Annotated in this window: 13 protein-coding genes; 12 read left to right on the plus strand and 1 reads right to left on the minus strand. The window is 56.9% G+C overall.

Features of this window, described 5'->3' with window-relative positions; translation table 11 throughout:
• The first annotated feature begins 93 nt into the window (after positions 1-93).
• The 6 genes from ABVF61_RS24280 to ABVF61_RS24305 all read left to right on the plus strand — a co-directional run bounded on the left by ABVF61_RS24280 (position 94) and on the right by ABVF61_RS24305 (position 7,092).
• Complete coding sequence (locus ABVF61_RS24280) at positions 94-1,677, plus strand: ABC transporter substrate-binding protein (RefSeq protein WP_353996102.1); 1,584 nt, start codon at positions 94-96, stop codon at positions 1,675-1,677.
• A 61-nt stretch (positions 1,678-1,738) separates the two neighbouring features.
• Positions 1,739-2,716: an ABC transporter permease gene (locus ABVF61_RS24285; protein ID WP_353996103.1), complete on the plus strand. Its 978-nt coding sequence runs from the start codon at positions 1,739-1,741 to the stop codon at positions 2,714-2,716.
• Positions 2,713-3,630: an ABC transporter permease gene (locus ABVF61_RS24290; protein ID WP_353996104.1), complete on the plus strand. Its 918-nt coding sequence runs from the start codon at positions 2,713-2,715 to the stop codon at positions 3,628-3,630. The genes ABVF61_RS24285 and ABVF61_RS24290 overlap by 4 nt, the downstream gene beginning before the upstream one ends.
• The gene (locus ABVF61_RS24295) at positions 3,627-4,601 is read left to right on the plus strand and encodes an ABC transporter ATP-binding protein (protein WP_353996105.1); all 975 of its coding nucleotides are present in this window, start codon (positions 3,627-3,629) and stop codon (positions 4,599-4,601) included. The genes ABVF61_RS24290 and ABVF61_RS24295 overlap by 4 nt, the downstream gene beginning before the upstream one ends.
• On the plus strand, positions 4,598-5,596 hold the full coding sequence (locus ABVF61_RS24300) for an ABC transporter ATP-binding protein (RefSeq protein WP_353996106.1): 999 nt from the start codon (positions 4,598-4,600) through the stop codon (positions 5,594-5,596). The genes ABVF61_RS24295 and ABVF61_RS24300 overlap by 4 nt, the downstream gene beginning before the upstream one ends.
• Positions 5,597-5,667: 71 nt before the next feature.
• Complete coding sequence (locus ABVF61_RS24305) at positions 5,668-7,092, plus strand: amidohydrolase (RefSeq protein ID WP_353996107.1); 1,425 nt, start codon at positions 5,668-5,670, stop codon at positions 7,090-7,092.
• Positions 7,093-7,300: 208 nt separating this feature from the next.
• Here ABVF61_RS24305 and ABVF61_RS24310 read toward each other — a convergent pair whose 3' ends face one another.
• The gene (locus ABVF61_RS24310; RefSeq protein ID WP_353996108.1) at positions 7,301-8,209 is read right to left on the minus strand and encodes a LysR family transcriptional regulator; all 909 of its coding nucleotides are present in this window, start codon (positions 8,207-8,209) and stop codon (positions 7,301-7,303) included.
• A 140-nt stretch (positions 8,210-8,349) separates the two neighbouring features.
• On the opposite strand from ABVF61_RS24310, the gene ABVF61_RS24315 reads away from it, so the two are divergent.
• The 6 genes from ABVF61_RS24315 to ABVF61_RS24340 all read left to right on the plus strand — a co-directional run bounded on the left by ABVF61_RS24315 (position 8,350) and on the right by ABVF61_RS24340 (position 16,780).
• Positions 8,350-9,975: an ABC transporter substrate-binding protein gene (locus tag ABVF61_RS24315; protein WP_353996109.1), complete on the plus strand. Its 1,626-nt coding sequence runs from the start codon at positions 8,350-8,352 to the stop codon at positions 9,973-9,975.
• A gap of 3 nt (positions 9,976-9,978) precedes the next feature.
• Positions 9,979-11,004, plus strand: coding sequence for an ABC transporter permease (locus tag ABVF61_RS24320; protein ID WP_353996110.1), 1,026 nt, complete (start codon positions 9,979-9,981; stop codon positions 11,002-11,004).
• A complete protein-coding gene (locus tag ABVF61_RS24325) occupies positions 11,001-11,885 on the plus strand; it encodes an ABC transporter permease (protein ID WP_353996111.1) in 885 nt (294 codons plus the stop codon). The genes ABVF61_RS24320 and ABVF61_RS24325 overlap by 4 nt, the downstream gene beginning before the upstream one ends.
• 23 nt (positions 11,886-11,908) lie before the next feature.
• Positions 11,909-13,561: a dipeptide ABC transporter ATP-binding protein gene (locus ABVF61_RS24330; RefSeq protein WP_353996112.1), complete on the plus strand. Its 1,653-nt coding sequence runs from the start codon at positions 11,909-11,911 to the stop codon at positions 13,559-13,561.
• Positions 13,562-13,586: 25 nt separating this feature from the next.
• A complete protein-coding gene (gene atzF, locus ABVF61_RS24335; protein ID WP_353996113.1) occupies positions 13,587-15,425 on the plus strand; it encodes an allophanate hydrolase in 1,839 nt (612 codons plus the stop codon).
• Between the two features lie 242 nt (positions 15,426-15,667).
• A complete protein-coding gene (locus ABVF61_RS24340) occupies positions 15,668-16,780 on the plus strand; it encodes a BMP family ABC transporter substrate-binding protein (protein ID WP_353996114.1) in 1,113 nt (370 codons plus the stop codon).
• Positions 16,781-16,807: the final 27 nt, after the last annotated feature.

A 16,807-nucleotide genomic window follows, 5' to 3' on the forward strand; every position in this document is an offset into this window, starting at 1 on the left:
GTTGGCAATGAATTTTCTGCAAGCTAACATCTTTTCCATCGTGCGGCAAAAGTCCGGATAAGGACACCGCGCTTCCGAGGGAGTTACATAGTTATGAGAAAACTTTCAGCCGTCGCGGTGGCGACGGTAAGCGCGCTGGCGTTGTTCACAGGGGCGGCTCTGGCAGAAAAGCTCACCATCGGGCTGGCTTCAGAGCCCACATCGATGGATCCGCATTTTCATAATCTTGGACCGAACAATGCAATGTCGGTCCATATTTTTGATCGCCTGATTGCTCAGGACGAGAAACAGCGTCTTTCACCCGGGCTTGCCGTTTCCTGGAAGCCGATTGATGACCTGACCTGGGAATTCAAATTGCGCGAAGGCGTGAAGTTTCACGACGGCAGTGATTTCACGGCAGATGATGTCATCTGCACCATGGAACGCGCGCCGGAAGTCCCGAATTCACCTTCAGGCTATGGTACTTACCTGAAAGGCAAATCCTTCAAGAAAATTGACGACTACACCGTACACGCCATCACCGAAGCGCCTTATCCGCTGATGGCCAATGACATCTCCACGATACCGGTGATTTCCGACAGTGCCGGGTGCGGCGCCGCGACAGAAGACTTCAATGCCGGCACAGCGTCCGTTGGCACCGGTCCGTACAAGTTTTCAGACTACAAGCCCGGTGAAAGCATCACGCTTGTTCGCAACGACGACTACTGGGGTGATGCTCCGGCATGGAGCGAGGTGGAGTTCCGCCCGATCAAGTCCGGTCCAAGCCGGGTTGCGGCCCTGCTGGCCGGTGATGTCGACATGATTGCCGGTGTTCCGACGACCGACATTTCGACGTTGGAAGCAAAGGACGATATCCAGCTCAGCCAAGGTGTCTCGAACCGTGTGATCTATCTGCACATGGATCAGTTCCGCGAGAATTCGCCTTTCGTGAAAGGGAATGACGGCAGCGAGATCAAAAATCCGCTGATGGACCAGCGTGTCCGTCTTGCGATCTCCAAGGCGATTAACCGTGATGCGATTGTCGAACGTGTCATGGAGGGTGTTGCGATACCTGCAGGCCAGCTTCTGCCTGAGGGCTTCTTTGGCGTCTCAGACAAGTTGTCGCCTGAAGCTTATGACCCGGAAGCTGCCAAGGCATTGCTCGCAGAAGCGGGATATGGCGACGGTTTCCAGCTGACAATCCATGGTCCGAACGACCGTTACATCAACGATGCCAAGATTGCCGAGGCGATCGGTCAGATGCTGACCAGGGTCGGTATCAAGACCGCTGTTGAGACGATGCCGCGCTCTGTCTACTTCGGACGTGCGTCCCGCGGCAGCCCGGACGGGCTTCCGGAGTTCAGCTTTATCCTGGTTGGATGGGGCGCAGGCTCCGGCGAAGCGTCTTCTCCCTTGAAGTCGCTCATCCACACCTTCGACAAAGACAAGGGCTTCGGATCTTCCAATCGCGGACGTCACTCCAACGCCGAGATTGACGCGTTGATCGAGGAAGCCCTGCGGACCGTGGATGACGAAAAGCGGCAGGATCTTCTTGCGAAGTCGACTGAGATGGCGATTGAGAATGTCGCGATCATTCCAACCCATTTCCAGGTGAATACCTGGGCCGCAAAGAAGGGTTTGAAATACACCCCCAGAACCGACGAATACACCCTCGCAATGGGCGTCGTGAAGGAATAGCAGCCTTCATCCGGGCCGCTGTAGTCAGCGGCCCGGTCCTTCCTCAAGTCGAGAAAACCCAATGACTGTTTTCGTCATCCGTCGGCTGATGCAGGCGATCTTTGTCGTGTTTCTCATGTCGGTCATCGTCTTCTTCGGCGTGAACGTTGTCGGCGACCCTGTTTACATGTTGGTCAGCCCCGATGCGGATCAGGCGGATATCGAAGCTGCGATCCGTCGCCTTGGGCTCGACCGGCCTATATGGGAACAGTATTTCCTGTTCTTGAAGGGGGCCTTGCAGGGTAATCTCGGAGACTCTTTTGTCTTCGGCGAGCCGGCGCTCAAGCTGATCCTGCATCACATGCCGGCAACGCTTGAACTCGCATTCAGCGCGCTGTTTCTGTCGATCGTCCTTGGTATTCCGCTTGGCCTTTTTTCGGGGCTTTATCCGGACAACCCGGTGTCGAAAGGCATCATGGCGGGATCTATTCTCGGGTTTTCGCTGCCAACATTCTGGGTCGGCCTTATGCTCATTCTGCTGTTTGCAGTCGAACTTGGCTGGCTTCCCTCGACAGGGCGCGGTGATACGGCCTCGATCTTCGGTATCGAGACCAGTCTGGCGACTTGGGACGGCATCAGGCACATTTTTCTTCCGGCGCTGAACCTTTCCCTCCTGAAGATATCGCTTGCGATCCGCTTGACCCGTGCAGGCGTGCGCGAGGCGATGGGTCAGGACTATGTGAAATACGCCCGTGCCAAAGGGCTTTCGACCAGCCGCATCATCTTCGTGCACGTCATGAAAAACATCATGATCCCGGTCGTTACGGTGATGGGCCTGGAATTCGGAAGCCTCATCGGCTTTTCCGTCGTGACCGAAACAATCTTCGCCTGGCCGGGCATGGGGAAACTTCTGATCGATGCCATCCTGCAGCTCGATCGTCCGGTTGTCGTGGCGTACCTGATGATCATGGTCCTGTTCTTTGTCCTGATCAATCTGGTGGTCGACATCCTCTACTCAGTTCTGGATCCGCGGGTCCGTCTTCAGGATCAGGGCGCATGAGCGACAGCACCATACAATCCACCACCCCGGTGAGCGTCAAAGTCGAGACGCCGTTTCAGCGGTTCAGGGCCGAGTTTTTCGAAAGCAGTATCGCGACAATCGCGTTCGTCATTTTTACGATTATCGTCCTGCTTGCGATTCTGGCACCCTGGATCACCCCCCAAAATCCTTACGACCTGGCGCAGGTCGACGTGCTTGACGGTCGTCTGCCACCAGGATCAGAAGCGTTTGCCGGCTACACCATGTGGCTCGGATCCGATGGTGCGGGCAGGGATCTCTTTTCAGCGATCCTCTATGGATTGCGCATTTCGATCTCCGTCGGTTTGGCGTCAGGCGTGATCGCCTTGTTCATCGGCATGGCCGTCGGCCTGATCGCCGCATATGTCGGTGGCCGGACAGAAGCGATAATCATGCGCGTGGTCGATCTTCAGCTTTCGTTTCCGGCTACACTTGTAGCGCTGATGCTCGTCGCAATTCTTGGCAAGGGGGTCGACAAGATCATCCTCGCGCTTGTCGTTGCCCAATGGGCCTATTATGCCCGGACGGTTCGAGCAACCGCATTGGTGGAACGCAGCAAAGAGTATGTCGAAGCGGCCCAGTGTCTGGGGCTGTCCAGAATGAGGGTTGTCTTCGGGCATATCCTGCCAAACTGCCTTGCACCTCTGATTGTCGTCGGCACTGTGCAAACCGCGAGCGCGGTTTCTCTCGAAGCGACCCTTTCATTCCTCGGGGTCGGTTTGCCGCAGACCGAACCCTCGCTCGGCGTCCTGATTGCCAATGGTTTTGAGTACATGTTGTCCGGCCGGTACTGGATCTCTGTCTTTCCGGGAATAGCGCTGCTCTTGACCGTCGCGTCGATCAATCTGGTCGGAGACCAGTTGCGTGATGTCCTCAATCCGAGGCTGAAGAAATGACCGCGGTGCTGGAAGTAAGCGGATTGAAGACGCATTTCTTCACGCATGCTGGTGTCGTCAAGGCCGTCGACGGGGTCGACTTTGCCGTCAGGAAGGGCGAGGTCATGGGGCTTGTCGGCGAATCCGGTTCGGGCAAATCCATCACAGGGTTCTCTATTCTTGGACTGATCGACCCGCCGGGCCGGATCGTCGAGGGCACGATCCGTTTCAACGGCGAAGACATTGCAAATGCGCCGGGAGAACAGCTCAAATCCATCAGAGGCAATCGCATCTCGATGATCTTTCAGGACCCGATGATGACACTCAACCCGGTTCTGCGCATCGACACCCAGATGATGGAAGCGATCCTCGCGCATGAGTCTGTTCCGAAACGACAGGCGTGGGAACGAAGCCGGGATGCGCTTGGACTGGTTGGAATACCATCACCGGAAGAACGCCTGCGCGCCTATCCGCACCAGCTGTCCGGAGGCATGCGTCAGCGTGTTTCCATCGCTATCGCATTCTTGAACAAGCCGGATCTCATCATTGCCGATGAACCGACCACCGCCCTGGATGTCACCATTCAGGCGCAGATCATCTATGAGGCCCAGAAATTGACGCGGCAAACGGGAACGGCAATGATCTGGATAACCCATGATCTGGCTGTCGTCGCAGGTCTCGCCGACAGGATTTCGGTGATGTATGCGGGGCGTATCGTCGAACAGGGGCAGACGGACGATGTGATTGATCGACCGCTTCATCCCTATACTGTCGGGTTGCTCGGGTCGGTCCCGACGGCGAACAACCGGGGCGAACGCCTGTTCCAGATTGAAGGCATGACGCCGAATATGCTGTCGTTGCCGGCAGGATGCGCCTTCGCGCCGCGTTGTGCGTTTGCAAGTGATGCCTGTAAGGCGCCACCACCGGTCGAGCAAGTGGCGAACCGTGAATTGCGCTGCTATCACCCCCAAGCACAGGCAGCGGCTCAATGACGGAACCGTTGGTCGAAATCCGCGCTGTGTCGAAACACTTTGCCAAGCGTTTGGATGTTGCCGGCAAGATCGCCCAGAAGCTTGGGGCGGGCGTCCGGGAGGAAGTCGTTCACGCCGTTGACGATGTCACGCTGGAAATTCGGGCAGGGGAAGTCCTCGGACTGGTTGGCGAGTCAGGATGCGGCAAGTCCACCCTTGGTCGCGTCGTCGCCGGGATTCACGCCCCGACTGCCGGCCAGCTTCTCTTTCAAGGAAATGATGTCGCGACCCTTTCGAGCGCCGACAAAAAGGCGGCAACGCTTGCAGTTCAGATGATTTTTCAGGATCCGTTCGCCAGCTTGAATCCAAGGATGCGCGTTGAGGACATCATTGGAGAAGCGCCGAAGGTACATGGCATTGTTTCAAGAAGCGAAGCGTCAGACTATGTCGACGACATCATGCGAAAAGTCGGGCTTGATCCGTCGTTGAAGCGGCGCTACGCACACCAGTTTTCAGGTGGCCAGCGCCAGCGTATCGGAATAGCGCGTGCACTCGCGGTGAAGCCGAAGTTTCTCGTGTGCGACGAGGCAATCGCCGCTCTGGATGTGTCGATCCAGGCGCAAGTCATCAACCTGTTCATGGACTTGCGCGAAGAATTCGGGCTGACCTACCTGTTCATCAGCCATGATCTCAGTGTTGTTGAGCACATCGCCGACCGGGTTGCGATCATGTATCTCGGACGGATTGTGGAAAGCGCGTCAACGGAGGAAATCTTCAGCGCGCCCAGGCACCCGTACACAAGAGCACTTCTGGCGGAAGCGCCGCGTCTTGACCAGCGAAAGCGCGACTTCGCGCCGATCGAAGGCGAGATTCCCTCTCCACTGGCACCACCGGACGGGTGTTTTTTCAATCCGCGATGCCAGCATGCGCAGGACATTTGCCGTCAGCGCCAGCCACAGCTTGAGACGTTCGGAGAAGCACACTCGGTCGCCTGCCACTTTTGGAAGGACATCTGAACGGAGCCAAGGCATCGCCAGACGCGTTTGAACCAGGCGTGACCGGCTTCCGCGCGACATTGGAGGAAAGAATGAAAAACACGGATCGAGTCTGGGATTTGATCGATGCGCGCCGGGAGGACTACATCGGGCTTTCTGATCGTGTCTTCGACCTGCCGGAAATCGCCTATACTGAGTTCAAATCCGTCGCAGAGCACAAGAAGATGCTAGAACAGGAAGGATTTCGCATCACGGAAGGTGTTGCCGGAATACCGACGGCCATTGTCGGCGAGGCGGGGGAAGAAGGGCCGGTGATTGCCATTCTTGGCGAATTCGATGCTCTTCCGGAATTGGGGCAGGTCGCCGGTGTCGCTGAACACCAACCGGTGGAAGCGGGCGGAGCAGGGCACGGATGCGGGCACAATCTCCTCGGCGCGGCCGCATTGCTGGCGGCTTCTGCGGTCAAGGACTACTTGAGCGAACGGGGTATCAAGGGACGCGTGCGCTACTACGGTTGCCCGGCAGAGGAGGGCGGTGCGGCCAAGACCTTCATGGTTCGCGAAGGTGTGTTTGAGGATGTGGATGCCGCGATTTCCTGGCATCCGGCAACTTTCACGGCGGTCAACGAAGCCAGATCCCTTGCCAACACGCGCATCGATTTCACCTTTCACGGCCGCGCAGCCCATGCCGCCGGTGCGCCTGAACTTGGGCGGAGTGCTCTCGATGCCATCGAACTGATGAATGTTGGTGTCAATTACATGCGTGAACACATGCCGGACGAGGCGCGGGTGCATTATGCATATCTCGATGCGGGCGGAATTGCCCCGAATGTCGTGCAATCAAAGGCAACCGTTCGCCAGCTTGTCAGGGCCCGTGACCTTTCCGAACTGCGCGGGCTGATTGAACGTGTACGCAAGATCGCCGAAGGCGCTGCCCTGATGACGGAAACGGAAGTCGAAACCAACGTGGTCAGTGGCGTTTCCAACCTGATCGGCAACCGGCCGCTGGAAGAAACCATGCAGAAGAACATGGAGCGGCTCGGCGCACCGGATTTTGATGAACATGACCGGGAGTTTGCGGAAAAGATCCGGGCAACGCTCAGTCAGGACAACATCACAGTCTCATTCAGAAGGATCGGTGCGGAAGTGAACCCGGATCTTGCCCTTTGCGATTTTGTTGCGCCACTTGACCGGCACAGCGAAGGCGGCGAAGGCTCGACAGACGTTGGTGATGTCAGCTGGGCTGTCCCGACGGTTCAGGCACGGGTTGCCACATGCGCGGTCGGAACACCATTTCATACCTGGCAACTAACAGCTCAGGGCAAAGCCCCTGCGGCGCACAAGGGCATGACCCATGCAGCCAAAATAATGGCAGGCACCGCGGTGGATCTTTTTGAGGACAGCAGCACATTGGAAAGCGCCAAAGACGCCCACCAGAGAAAACTGGCGATTGACCCTTACGCCTGTCCAATACCGGATGATGTTGTGCCGCCGCTCAAGGCGATGAGCAATCAGTGACCGGAACAGACTGCCTGTAGCGAAGGAGCGTAATTTAATTGTAACTTTAAAAAATAGAGATAACTATATGAAAAATATTAGATTTAAAGAGAGTGTATAGATCCACTCAACAGGAGCAGCGAAACTCTTCTCTTGTTACTCAGACCTTTGTACGCGCGCTCATCTGATGGGTGTCGTCCTTCCGCGCGCAAGCGCTTGTTCGCTTACCTCATTCCAGGTCGTTCCTTAGACTGCTGAGCACGGTTGCCAATTGGTTGGCAAAGCGGGCAGAGGCAACCGACAGCGTCCGGCCGCGCATCTGCATCAGCGCCAGCGTTCCATAGGGTACGTCTTCCTTAGGTAACGGCCTGAACACCAGGCGGTCGTCTCCCGAGATATTGAGCCCGATGGGAAACTGAAATCCGACCGCTTGTTCGTGCTGCACATAGTGGCGCATGAACTCGAAGGAATCAGCCTCTGCGATGGGTTCCATCTTCTGGCTCATACTGGCGACGGCAAGATCGAGCAGGTACCGGATACCGATGCGTTTTGGCGGGACCACGTGGGCATATCCGAGACAGTCGCGCAGGCGCAGCTTCTTTTTCATCGCCAATGGATGGTTCTTTTCCATGACGGCGTAAACAGGTTGTTCCACGGCCAGAAGTATGTCGATGTCGCCGATGTGAACCGGTTCAAATACAAGCGCCAGATCGCTTTCAAATGCCCGGAGATCCGCTTCTGCTGCATCCCTGTCCCGGACATGCACGGAAAACGACACGTCTGGATATTCAGCTCGGTAAGCCGCAATCTGCGCCGGCATGAAATACGGCTGAATCGCCTGCGAACAAGCGATGCTGACATGTCCTCGGCGCAGGCCGGAAAGGTCCGCGACCTGGCTGCGAACCCGATCCAGATCAGCCATTTGGCCGCGGATATGCTGGATCAGCAGCTCACCGGCCGGATTGAGACGAACACCGCCGTGCAGCCTCTCGAAAATCGTTGCACCGAATTCTTCTTCGAAGCCCAAGATACGGCGATTGAGCGCCGATGACGTGATGTGCATGTCTTCCGCTGCCTTGCGGATAGACCCGGCCTTGGTCACCGCATCGATCAGCTTGAGCGTCTGAAGATGTCTCATTTTCAATGCCTTAGAACTTGTGCTGCAAATTACGAAGCATAAAGCTGCAAAAATAGCAATAGAAGTACGCACCGATAACACGCATCGTTGTCGCGAGTGGAAAGGGCATTTCTCCGCTTTCCTTCCAAGAGGGGATTACTATGACCTATAATTCATCACGCCGCGGGTTCTTGAAGGGCGCCGGCGCAACAGTGCTCGGAGCGTCGGTTTTACCGTTTTTGAAAGTCCTGCCGGCGTCCGCAGCCGGCAATGACGTTGTAGTGGCCGTTACCGGACAGACGATCAATAGTCTCGACATTCATCGCACGGGAACGAACAGGCCAAGCTATCAGGTGGCTGTTAACGTCTATGACCGCCTTGTGAGCTTCGGTACCAAGACGCTTGAGGATGGCAGTCTGTCTTATGACTACTCCGTGATTGAGCCCGAGATCGCTGAAAGCTGGGAGTTCACCGATGACGGGATGGCCATCGTTTTCAAGCTGCGCCCCGATGGAAAGTTTCAGGACGGTTCGCCGATAACGGCGGCAGATGTGAAGTGGTCGTTCGACAGGGCGGTCAGTGTCGGTGGTTTTCCGACGGTACAGATGAAGGCAGGATCGCTAGAAAAACCCGAGCAGTTCGAAGCGGTTGACGACCTGACCTTCAAGATCAATCTCCTGCGCAAGTCCAAGCTGACTTTGCCAGACCTTGCCGTTCCGGTGCCCATGATTATCAACTCGAAGGTCGCAATAGCGAATGCGACAGACGAAGATCCCTGGGCAATGGAATACCTGCACAAGAACCCTTCAGGCTCTGGTGCGTTCAAGGTCGCATCGTGGAAGCCGGGCGAACAGCTCGTCTATGAGCGCAATGATGATTGGACATCCGGCCCACTGCCTTCCGTCAAACGTGTCGTTTTGAGGGAAGTTCCAAGCCCGGCCACACGGCGTGCGCTTCTGGAGCGCGGCGACGTCAACATGTCCTTCAACATGCCGAACAAAGACGCCAAGGAGTTGTCCGAAACCGAAGACATCACGATTGCAACGACACCGATTGAAAACGCTATCTACTGCCTGTGTCCGAACCTGTCGTTCGAGCCCTTTAAGGACAAAAAGGTGCGTCAGGCGATCGCGTGGTCCGTGCCCTATGAGGAGGTGTTCCAGACGGCTGCCTATGGCCGGGGCGCTCCCATGTGGGGAGGCGCTTCCGCGACACCGGCAGACATGGCCTGGCCGCAGAAGTTCCCCTATTCGACGGATCTCGACAAGGCGAAGGCTCTTCTGGAGGAAGCTGGTCACGGATCCGGTTTCGAAGTTCCGCTATCGATTTCGCTCAGTCAGACCGACTGGATGGAACCGGCTGCACTCCTGATCCAGGAAAATCTCGCCAAGATCGGCATCAAGGCGACGATCGAGAAGATCCCGGGCGCTAACTGGCGCACCGCCTCGCTTGTTGAAAAACGACTACCGCTTCATTTGGAAACGTTTGGCGGGTGGTTGAATTACCCCTGCTACTATTTCTTCTGGGCGTATCTGGAAGGCCATCTGTTTAATTCCTCGAATTATCGCAACGAGGAAATTGAAACGCTTACCGGTGAAACACTGCATATGAATGTGGACGATCCGGACTACGCGCCCAAGATCAAGCGGATGATCGAGATCGTGTGGGATGAAGTGCCGCGCATCGCGCTCTGGCAGCCGGCACTGAATGTCGGCACACGCGAACTCTCCGGCTACGAGTACTGGTTCCATCGCCAGCTCGATGTGCGCGGTCTGGCAAAGAGCTGATTCATGAGCGGGCGTCTTGCCACGGTTGGTTACAGGATCGCACATGCCATTCCCGTGATCCTGGGGGTTGTTGTGGTCAGCTTTTTGCTGACCCGCGCCCTTCCTGGCGATCCGGCGGTGTATTTCGCCGGGCCAGCCGCCGATGAAGCTTCCATTGCCCAGATCCGCACGGCGCTCGGGCTCGATAAGTCATTGCCGGAGCAGTTTTTCGTCTATGCCGGGGATGTCCTTTCCGGTGATCTGGGACAGTCGATATCGACCGGCCAGCCGGTTCTGTCCGACCTTGCAAATCGGTTGCCGGCATCGCTTGAACTGACCCTGACGGCCCTGCTTCTGTCATGTGCCATCGCAATCCCGCTTGGGGTCCTCGCGGCAACCCGGCCAGGAACCGCTATCGACCATTTGTGCAGGGTTTTGGTGACTGCCGGCGTCTCTTTGCCTACGTTTTTTACAGGTGTCGTGCTGATCTATGTTTTCTACTACCTGCTCGGTATTGCACCGTCTCCACTCGGGCGTCTTGATTTCATCTATATCGAGCCTGATCACGTGACTGGTTTCTATCTGATCGACGCGGCTATCGCTGGTGATTGGGAAACCTGGGCCGGAGCCTTGAAACAACTCATTCTTCCGGCGATCACACTTGCCCTGTTTACGCTGGCACCGCTCGCCCGAATGACCCGCGCTGCAATGCTGTCCGCGCTCTCTTCGGATTACATCCGCACGGCTCGTGCCGCAGGACTGACTGAAAACAAGGTCCTTTTCACCTATGCATTCCGGAACGCACTCCTGCCGGTGATTACCACGCTCGGTATGGTCTTTTCATTCACCCTCGGTGCCAATGTGCTGGTCGAAAAGGTGTTTGCCTGGCCTGGCATCGGTTCATATGCGGTCGAAGCCCTCGTCGTTTCCGACTACGCGGCGGTACAGGGCTTCGTGCTTGCGATGGCTCTGTTGTTCGTCGCGCTCAATCTCATCATCGATATCGCCTACACGCTGATCGACCCGCGCATAGGATTTGAATCAAGATGAGCGACGCCACTTCCAATTCGCTGCAGGTGAAGAGCAACGACGGCGCGTTGGCACACGTTGCCTATGTGCTTAAATCCAACCCGGTGACGATGCTCGCGTTTTCGATGTTCGCGATCCTTATCGTTGCCGCAGTGTTCGGCCCCTCGCTTGTGCCATACGACCCATTGGCTTCCAACGCGGCAAACGCCTTGCAGCCGCCCTCGCTTTCGCACTGGTTCGGCACGGACAATCTTGGGCGGGACGTGTTCAGCCGCGTTATCGTGGCAACGCGGCTCGACCTCGCCATCTCCGTGGCCGCGGTAGCGCTGTCCTTTGCCATTGGCTCTGTTCTCGGCAGCATCGCAGGGTATTGGGGCGGCTGGATTGATGCCGTTCTGAACCGCTTGTTCGACACGATCATGGCGTTTCCGCTCTTCGTCCTTGCCATGGGCATTGTGGCGGCCCTCGGCAATACGGTCGAGAACATTGTCTATGCGACAGCCGTGATCAACATACCGTTCTACGCGCGGCTGGTGCGCGCCGAAGTCAATATCCGCCGGGAGTCCGGATTTGCGCTGGCGGCAAAACTATCCGGCAATTCCGACATCCGCGTGCTGGCGCTGCATATCTTCCCGAATGCACTGCCGCCGATGATGGTGCAGGTCTCCTTGAACCTTGGATGGGCAATCCTCAACGCAGCCGGTCTGAGTTTTATCGGGCTTGGCGTGCGCCCGCCAACGGCCGAGTGGGGGATCATGGTTGCCGAGGGCGCGAACTTCATCGTATCGGGTGAATGGTGGCTGGCATTCTTTCCGGGGTTTGCACTGATGTTTGCAGTCTTCACGTTCAATCTCATGGGCGACGGTTTGCGTGATATCGTTGATCCACGACAACGCACATGAGCAAGGCGATGATGGGAAAGCAAATGAGCTTGTTATCGCTCAAAGACCTGAAAGTTGACTTCAGAACGCGCAAGGGCACCGTCAATGCGGTGCGGAGTGTTTCGCTGGAAGTCGGCAAAGGCGAAATCGTGGGCATTGTCGGCGAGTCGGGCTCTGGCAAGTCTGTCACGTCCTATGCGCTGATGCGGCTCCTCGACAAGGGCGGTTCAATTTCTGGCGGAGATCTCGCCTATGGCGGCATCGATCTGAAATCTGCGAAAGAAAGCACGATGCGGGATCTGCGGGGTCGTGAGATCTCCATGATCTTCCAGAACCCCAGAGCAGCGCTCAATCCCATCAGGAAGGTCGGACACCAGATCGAGGACGTTTTGCGGCGCCATGCCAAGGCGACCCGCGCCAATGCAAGGGCCGAAGCAATCAAGGCCCTGAAGGCCGTGCGCATCAACGATGCCGAGAACCGGTATGAGGCTTACCCTTTTGAGCTGTCCGGGGGCATGTGCCAGCGGATTGTCATTGCGATTGCGCTTGCCTGCGATCCGAAGCTTCTGATTGCTGATGAGCCGACGACCGGTCTCGATATCACGACGCAAAAAGCTGTCATGGACCTGATCGCGGATCTGATCGACGAGCGCACTATGAGCGCGATGGTGATCACGCATGACCTTGGTTTGGCTGCGCAGTATTGCAGCCGGATAATTGTGATGAAGGATGGCGAGGTGGTGGAGGAGGGAAGTGCGCAGCAACTGTTTTCAGCGCCTGAGCATCCCTATACGCAGAAGCTTGTCGATGCGACACCACGGGCCGGTGTCTCCGTTCGCGAGTTGCTCTTGCCGGAGTTGCGTACACCGATGCCGACAGTAGAAATCGCAGAAACACCCCTGCTTGAAATTCGAGACCTTTACAAGACCTACAAGGGCAAGTCCGGCCCGGTCCATGCCGTCAACGGCATATCATTTTCGGTGAAAAAAGGGCAGAGCGTCGGCCTTGTCGGAGAATCCGGCTGCGGCAAATCCACAACGTCATCGATGCTTGTGCGTCTGCTTGATTCCACTCAAGGGCAGATCCTTTTCAAGGGAGACGATCTGGCGGCTATACCGGCGAAACAGTTCGCGCGCGATCCCCGGCGCGCGTCCATTCAGATGGTGTTCCAGGACGCAACCGACAGCTTTAACCCGAGGCACACAGCACGCCAGATCATCGGGGAACCCCTCGCACGCCTCTCGTCGTTGAACAGATCAGCGAGAAAGGCCCGCATAGATGAGCTGGCGGACCTCGTCGGGCTTCCGGTCGCTTTGCTGGACCGCTTTCCGCATCAGCTTTCCGGGGGACAGAAGGCGCGTGTCGGAATTGCCAGAGCCATAGCGCTCGAGCCTGAATTTCTCGTCCTGGATGAACCAACGGCGGCGCTTGACGTTTCCATTCAGGCCATCGTCCTGAATCTGCTGGTCGATTTAAGGGCCAAGCTCGGGATCAGCTACCTTTTTGTCAGTCACGACCTGAATGTTGTGCGTTTGCTTTGCGACGAGGTGATTGTCATGCAGGCGGGCGAGATCGTTGAAAGCGGTCCGGCCGACCGGATCATGTCATCGCCGGACCATCCCTATACGCGCACGTTGCTCGAAGCTGCGCCGCATCCACCCGTTTTGTCGTCCTCGGCTGCGAAAGCAGCAGAATAGGTCAAAAAAGAGTTTGAGGATCAACATGTTCGACTTGCCCTTTACACTCACTTCGCTCGAGGCGGCGTATGAAGACGGGATGAAACCTCGGGACATCATCGAGGAGGTCTATCGGCGGATCGATACAATTGGTGACCCCGGCATATTCATTCACCTGATCGACATAAGCGAAGTCATTGAAGCGGCCGAAGCCTTGGGGGACTACGATCCGGCGAAGCCTCTTTGGGGCGTGCCCTTTGTCGCCAAGGACAATATCGACGTGGCCGGCAAGCCGACGACGGCAGGTTGTCCAGCCTACGAATACTCAGCGAGCGAAGACGCATTCGTGATCGCGAAGTTGAGGGCCGCCGGGGCGCTTTTGGTTGGCAAGACCAATCTCGACCAATTTGCCACCGGACTTGTTGGCGTTCGCTCTCCCTATCCACCGCCCAAGAATTCGGTAGATCCGGCACTGGTGCCAGGCGGGTCTTCATCAGGATCTGCGGTCGCTGTCGGTCATGGCATCGTGAGTTTCTCACTCGGAACAGACACGGCCGGCTCCGGCCGGGTACCGGGCGCTCTGAACAACATTGTCGGGCTGAAGCCCACCCTCGGGGCGTTGTCCGCCTCGGGCGTGGTTCCCGCTTGCAGAACGCTGGATACCGTTTCGATTTTTGCGCTGACCGTTGAAGACGCATATGCGGTCTTTCAGGTAACCGCAAAGTACGATGACAAGGATGCCTATGCCCGGAAAACCGGCGCTGCTCCGCTGGCGCATGTGCCGTCGAACCTGAAAATCGGCGTGCCGGACACCGCGACGATCGAGTTTTGTGGCGACAAGGTTCAAGAGCGGTCTTTTGCAGATACTGTTGCGCTTTTGAAGGCCAACGGTGCGGAAATCGTCGAAATTGATTTCACGCCGTTTTATGACGTGGCCGACATGCTTTACGAAGGCGCGTGGGTCGCCGAGCGCCATACCGTTATCGAAGACCTGATGCGCGATACGCCCGAAGTCGTGCATCCCGTTACCAGGGAAGTGGTTGGCAAGGCACTTGGTCTTTCGGCAACAGATGCATTTCGTGGCATGTACAAGTTGAAGGAACTCGCACGGAAGACCGAGAAGGTGCTTGCGGATGTTGATCTTCTGTGTGTGCCGACCATGCCGACATTCTTTTCGGTCGCGGATCTGGAAGCCGATCCTATCAAGCCGAATTCCTTGAACGGCACCTACACGAACTTTGTCAATCTCTTGGATATGTGCGGCCTTGCAGTGCCGGTTTCAGCGCGTAGCGACGGCAAACCGGGCAACGTAACACTGCTCGCACAGGCGGGGCGGGACAGTTTTCTGGCATCCATCGGGTCCAGGCTGGAACGCCTCGCGCCACATACGCTCGGCGCTACCGGGTGGGCTTTGCCGCTGTCACCTGACGCAAGCTCGTATCCGCAGGACGATGAGCTCGCAATTGCCGTTTGCGGTGCGCATATGTCCGGTATGCCGCTCAATCACGAACTGGTTTCCAGAGGTGCCAGGTTTCTCGAGGCAACAACGACGAGCAATGCCTATGCGCTCTACGCGCTTGCGGGCGGGCCGCCGAAGAGGCCTGGATTGGTCAAGGCGCGTGCTGGGGCGGGCAACACCATTGCGCTTGAAGTTTGGGCACTTCCCAGTTCGCAAGTGGGAAGTTTTCTGGCTGGAATCCCGGCGCCGCTTGGGCTCGGAAAGGTCGAGCTTGCCGATGGCCGCATGGTCACCGGCTTTATCTGTGAAGCCAGTGGAATAGCGGAGGCTGAAGACATTTCGCACCTCGGCAGTTGGCGCGAATTCGTCGCAAGCGGCAGCCCGTCAGCTGCAGTTGTAAGTGCAGAGCAATTGCACGCTAAGTAGACAGAAATTGAAATGCCTAAAAAATAGGCCTAATTCCTGTAAGTGACTAGAAAAGCTGCAGTAACAAAGTTGCGAATACGCAGGAGTGTATCGTAAAAAAATCAGCAAACACAAACAGTTACGATAGAAATACTCCAAACACTTCATGCAAATACATATGGCACGCGCCTTGCAAAACTTAACCAAAAGGATCGACAGGGCAGCATGTGTGGTGCGGCCTTGTCTTTATAACGGAGGACGTAATGTCGAAATTTGAAATTTCCCGCCGCTCCCTTCTGCAATCTTCTGCCGCTGGTCTGACGCTGCTGTCGTCAGCCGGGTTGTCCCGGCTGGCCCATGCCTCGAACTTGACCGTAGGCATCGTTTACGTTGGACCGCGCGATGACTTCGGATGGAACCAGGCCCATGCCGTCGCTGCGAGTGCGCTGAAGGAAGTGCCCGGCGTGACCGTCGTCGAAGAGGAAAATGTGCCAGAGACGATTGCCGTTCAGAAGTCGATGGAATCGATGATCAATCTGGACGGAGCAAACATGATCTTTGCGACGTCGTTCGGCTATTACAAGCCCTTCGTCCTGGACCTTGCCGCAAAATACACCGACGTGGAGTTCCGGCACGCCGCTCCTCTTTGGACCGACGCGGATCCGAAAAATGCGGGCAGCTATTTCGGTTACCTCGACCAGGCGCACTATGTCGATGGTGTCGCTGCAGGCCTGTCAACAACGAGCAACAAGCTCGGCTTCGTCGCGGCCAAGCCGATCGGCACCGTGCTGCGCAACATAAACTCCTTCCTGATTGGCGCCAGGAAGGTCAATCCGGACGCGACGGTGCAGGTGATCTTTACGGGTGAGTGGTCTATGCCGGTGCGTGAAGCGGAAGCTGCAAACGCCCTCGTTGATGCGGGATGTGATGTCCTGACCTGTCATGTGGACGGTCCTAAGGTCGTGATCGAAACCGCGGAGGCCCGCGGCATCAAGTGCTGCGGTCACAATGCCTCCCAGGCACCGCTGGCACCGAACGGCTTCATCACCGGTGCCGAATACAAGTGGGAAACGATCTACAAGATGTTCGCGGCTGATCTCGGCGCGGGAGAACCCCTGCCGAACTTCACCGGCGGCGGCTTTGATGTCGACTTCGTGCAGAACACGCCCTATGGCGCCGGTGCAACGGAAAAGGCCATCGCCGCTGCGGACGCTGCGCGTGCTGACGTCAAGGCAGGAAAGCCGATCTTTGTGGGGCCGATCAACAAACAGGATGGCTCGCCGCTTCTTGCTGCCGGAGCGAGCTTCGACAACTACGAACCGTCGCTCGACCAGACCGACTATCTGATCGAAGGCGTCACGGGTTCCATTACCTGATCAATCGGATCGAACCAACGTCCCGGA

This window comes from Roseibium sp. HPY-6 (assembly GCF_040530035.1).
Lineage (GTDB): Bacteria > Pseudomonadota > Alphaproteobacteria > Rhizobiales > Stappiaceae > Roseibium.